This is a genomic window from Marivita sp. GX14005, assembly GCF_023370775.1.
Taxonomy (GTDB): domain Bacteria; phylum Pseudomonadota; class Alphaproteobacteria; order Rhodobacterales; family Rhodobacteraceae; genus Marivita.
Genome location: NZ_JAMCCQ010000010.1, coordinates 1 through 4450, shown reverse-complemented (window position 1 = coordinate 4450; position 4450 = coordinate 1). Strand labels below are relative to the sequence as shown.

The window sequence follows — 4450 nt, the reverse complement described above, 5'->3', positions numbered from 1 at the left end:
CGAGGCACTTTTGGCGGGGTCATACTCAAAATTCATGCATAAATATGGTATATTAATTATCCATTTTCAAGCATGGTTCTATGTGACTACCACCGCCAGCCCGGCCCTCCGATATTCGGAGGTCTCCGGTCCGATCTGGCTCCGCTCATCATTCCGACCGCCCCCATACGGCAGGGGCGGGATGGTGCGCAGACGTCCCCGGGGCGGCTTCCGGCGGGAGGTCCAGGAGGGTGCAGCGCCTCCGGCCCAACGGCAATTAGCGGAGCGACTCGAAGAGAATTGCCTAGTGGGTTGTCATTTGAAATGACAATTCTGTCGCTCTCCGCTATCACCGTCCTATGTTCAAGGCAGCGATCCGCGTCAACAAGTTCACCAGCATCGCCCAGCTTCGCGGGGCGTCCCTCCATGCGCAGCGTCACGATGAGACCGGCAAGGCGCGGGTCCGGGACGATGCGGAACCCGGCTTCGGTCTTGCCTGGTCGAAGGCCGAGAACGACCGGGACTATCTCGCCGCCTTCAAGGCCCACAAGTCCGAGCTGGGGGCCGGCGAACGGAAAGGCTCGCCGCTCTGCTTGCAGGCCATCTGCGTGGTCTCCCCGGAATGGGTGGAAAAGGCCGGCAACCTGCACGACCCCGACAACCCGCATAACCGCCAGCTCTTCGACCAGGCGAAGGCATGGGCCGAGAGCTGGGGCGGCGAGGGATCGGTGATCGCCACGCGCCTCGATCTCGATGAGAAGGGCGGGGCCGTGGTCGATGTTCTGGTCTCTCCCGTCCGGGAAAGCCGGGGCAAGCCGGTGATCTCGACCAACAAGGCGCTTCGGGAGCTGAAGGAGGCCACGGGCGAGCGAAACGAATACTCCGCCTTGCAAACGTCCTGGGCCGACTGGTGTCGCACGAATCTGGACAGCGAAATCGTGCGCGGCACCCGCAAGGAAATCACGCAGCGCCAGCACCTGTCGCCGGAAACCTATGGTGCAGTCATGGACAAGGCCCGTGAGAGCGTCAGAGCACCCTCTGAGGGCCTGTGGGACGCCATCAGGGACGCAGACCTCTCAGAACGCCAGACAGAGGCCCTGAGCGGCCTTCTCGCGCTCAAGGGGGAGATTGTCCGCCACAGGGCCGAAGGAAGCGCCTACGAGCCTCCCAGAGGCGCTCTGACACTGGATCGGGTTGGTGGGGACGCCAGCACCGATCCCTGGCCCTTCATCGAGGCGATCAGATCCGGGGCAGAACGGATCTATGACATGGCTCATCGTTGCGGTGTGGGACTCCGGGAAAATATGGGGGATCGGTATGAGGCCGGGCGCGATCTCTTCCCCAGCCTGTCCGACCGGATGCACTTGGCGGCGGTGGTGGCGAAGTGCGGGGCGTTCATGGCGAGGATGGAAGCGGCGGTGAAGAATGTGCTGCGCCCTGATGTTCCCCAGATTGAAGACCGGACCTGCTGGCCGCAGGAAGCCCCGGCAGAGGTGGAGCGTCACGAGATGAACCTTGGCCTGACAGCTCCCGCGGTTCGGGAAGAACCTTCCGTGGAGCGGGAAAGCGATCTCACCGACCGTGCCAGCCGGGAACGGGATCGAGGGTCCAGTTACGGTCTCTGACCCTAGTGTTAATAGTGTTACCTACGGAGTATGTTACGGGGTCGAAAATCAGCCCTAACCTACTGTCACCATATAAGGAAACTATCCACAGGGTTCCGAAAGGTGCGAACTTGGGTTCCGAAAGGTGCGAATTTTGGTTCCGAAAGGTGCGAACGCCCGAGGGTTCCCGATAGTGCGAATTTTTGGTTCCTGATAGTGCGAATATCCGCTAAGAAGATTCCATGGCGTTGTTACCTGATAGACATCCTCAAAAAGACTTCTTCATCCTCGATATTTCCGATGTCGTGGCGAAGGATGATATGGCTTCGATGGAGCATCCTCTGTTCTCTCTCGCCACCAAGCCAGACATGCGCCATCTGGTGTACAAAAGCGGGGCCAGCAAGCTTGAGATCATTCCCTCGGGCAAGGGCCTGCCCACGATCTTCGACAAGGACATCCTGATCTTCTGCATTAGCCAGCTGATGGACATGAAGAACCGGGGCGAGAAGATTGGAAAACGCGTCCGCTTCTCAGCTCGTGAATTGCTCATCGCGACCAACCGGCCAACGAATAACTTGGGCTACAACCGCCTTGAACATGCATTTCAGCGCCTGCGCGGCACCACCTTCACCACTAACATTGCCACGGGAAACAAGATCGAAACCCGCATCTTCGGCTTGATTGATGAGGGCGGTTTTGTCCGCACAGCGGACGAACGTTTCCGCCTCGACTACTGCGAGATTGTTCTCTCTGACTGGCTAATGCGCGCGATCGAGGCCAACGAGGTCGTGACGATCTCGAATGACTATTTCCGCCTGCGCCGCCCGTTGGAACGTCGCCTGTATGAGATCGGCCGCAAGCATTGCGGGGGCCAGCCGAAATGGCAGATCGGTCTCGCCAAGCTTCAGGAAAAGACCGGCAGCAATGCCCCTCTGAAGAAGTTCCGGCTGAACATCCGCCAGATCATCGAGGACGATCACACGCCGTTCTATCGCATGGAGCTGACCACCGAAGACTTGGTGATTTTCCGCCCGCGCTCACCGCAGAGCGAACTATTGCCCGAGATCAGGCTTCCGGGGTGGGCCGAGGACAAGGCGAGGACCATCGCCAGGGAGAAAGGCCGAGACTACTACGCCCTGCGTTCTGACTGGCTGGCATTCGCCAAAAGCGAAGCGGCCAAGGGCAACCCACCGAAGAACGCGGGCGCTGCTTTTGTGGCCTATTGCGGGAAGCAGGATAGCTTGCGTTAGCCGGGCCTAGCCCTGCCTCGATCAGGTTCCATTGGCGTTGCGCCACGCAACGCGATACCCTGTTGCGCAACAGACAAAAGCAACGAGGCGCAACGGCATGAAATATTCACTCTCAGAGGCTGCAAAGGCCACTGGAAAGAACAAGACAACAATCCAGAGGGCGATCAAAAGCGGAAAGATATCAGCCAGCAAGGGCGATGGTGGCTCATACGAGATTGATCCGTCAGAGTTGCACCGGGTTTTTCCGCCCACTGTTGCGCAACGCGATGCGCAACGCATACAAAGCAACGATACGCAACAGGCAAAATCTGCCACCAAAAGCAGCCACATAGACCGTGTTGTTGAGCTGGAAAAAGAACTGGCGGTCGCCCGCGAGAGAGCCAACGGTCTGGAAGCCCAGAAGGATCAGATGGCAGATACGATCAACGATCTACGGAAGCGCCTGGACAGCTCCGAAACCCGCGTGACGGCGCTTCTGGCCGATGATAGCCCAAAGCGCGGTTCTTGGTGGCCGTGGAAGCGATCCTGACCAATGCAACAAAAACTTGCGACACGAGAATCCCTGATTTTCCGAAGGCCGCCGATCTGTTGCACGTTTCAGGATTTCTGCGACACGCTTTTCGTTTTCAGCCACTTCCGCAGCCGCCCACGCGCATTGGCGTAAGGCGATGCCGTGTTGAACTGAATCATGCGGCCCATCGTCCATTTCTCATACCAAGATCGGCCATACAAATCGTCGTTGCTACGGGCCTCGATCAAGGACACGATCCGGGTCTTTGCCCCTGCCAAACGCTCGATGAGCTGGGGATAGGGGATGCCTTCATAGTCGCGATAGAACTTCTGAGCGAGGCGGCCCAGCTCGTTCCACTTGAAGCCGGTTTCGGGGAAATCGACCGGCTCGCCTGCCGCGTCCCGGTCGAGCCATTTCAGTACCAGCTCATTCCACCCGACCAGATAAGCCGCGAGATTGGCAACGCTCATCTGCGTTCCCTTCGCATGGCCTTCCAAACTGTGTTCATCGACCAGCGACAGCGGGACGCCGCGCAGGTCTTTGATGAGCTTATCGAAGTTTGAATCTATCGCTTTGAGCAATTCGTCTTTGTTCGTGGGAACAGACATACTTTTCTTCCTTGTCGCAAAATTCCCAAAACCCGCGACAACCGGCGCTACCGTCAAATTCGATGACCCTACTGGAGCCGTTCGGCAATCCATAGCTTGATCAGCGATTGCCGCGTCACGCCCAGGTGCCGAGCCTGCTTGTCCAGGCCCTCTACTACCCACCCCGGGAAATCCACGTTCACGCGCTTGGGCTGGTCGTTCGGGCGGCGGGCCTGGGACCAGTCGATTGCATCACTCACGTCCTCACCGGCGTCGAATTTCTTGTCGAACTCAGTTGCCTTCATAGTAGCTGATCTCCTCTTTCCGGGCGCGGCGCACCGAGATGATCCGCACCGCATCACCTCGCGGTGTCCAGACGGCCGCCCAGTGTTTGCCCTCGATCTTCCCAATCGAGATGAAGCGCGGTTCATCCTCGGTCTTGGCGGGCGCTTCGAGCATCCACGGGTCATCCCAAAGGGCCTGTGCCTGATCGAAGTCGATGCCATGCTTCGACAGATT

Annotated in this window: 6 protein-coding genes; 3 read left to right on the top strand and 3 right to left on the bottom strand. The window is 58.7% G+C overall.

Going from position 1 to position 4450, the window contains the following annotated elements:
• The first annotated feature begins 338 nt into the window (after nt 1-338).
• From M3465_RS17005 to M3465_RS16995, 3 genes are all read left to right on the top strand, one after another.
• Complete coding sequence (locus M3465_RS17005) at nt 339-1604, top strand: plasmid recombination protein (RefSeq protein ID WP_249502893.1); 1266 nt, start codon at nt 339-341, stop codon at nt 1602-1604.
• Nucleotides 1605-1825: 221 nt separating this feature from the next.
• Nucleotides 1826-2833, top strand: coding sequence for a replication initiator protein A (locus M3465_RS17000; RefSeq protein ID WP_249502892.1), 1008 nt, complete (start codon nt 1826-1828; stop codon nt 2831-2833).
• Between the two features lie 97 nt (nt 2834-2930).
• Nucleotides 2931-3362, top strand: a complete 432-nt coding sequence (locus M3465_RS16995) for a helix-turn-helix domain-containing protein (protein ID WP_249502891.1) — start codon at nt 2931-2933, stop codon at nt 3360-3362.
• 68 nt (nt 3363-3430) lie between these two features.
• Here the strand turns inward: M3465_RS16995 and M3465_RS16990 are convergent, their stop codons facing one another.
• From M3465_RS16990 to M3465_RS16980, 3 genes are all read right to left on the bottom strand, one after another.
• On the bottom strand, nt 3431-3952 hold the full coding sequence (locus M3465_RS16990; RefSeq protein ID WP_249502890.1) for a ClbS/DfsB family four-helix bundle protein: 522 nt from the start codon (nt 3950-3952) through the stop codon (nt 3431-3433).
• 68 nt (nt 3953-4020) lie between these two features.
• Nucleotides 4021-4236 carry a type II toxin-antitoxin system BrnA family antitoxin gene (brnA, locus tag M3465_RS16985; RefSeq protein ID WP_249502889.1) on the bottom strand — a complete coding sequence of 72 codons (216 nt, stop codon included), beginning with the start codon at nt 4234-4236 and terminating at the stop codon, nt 4021-4023.
• On the bottom strand, nt 4223-4450 hold a 228-nt coding region (locus M3465_RS16980; RefSeq protein WP_349305048.1), incomplete at its 5' end, for a BrnT family toxin. The genes M3465_RS16980 and brnA, both read right to left, overlap by 14 nt.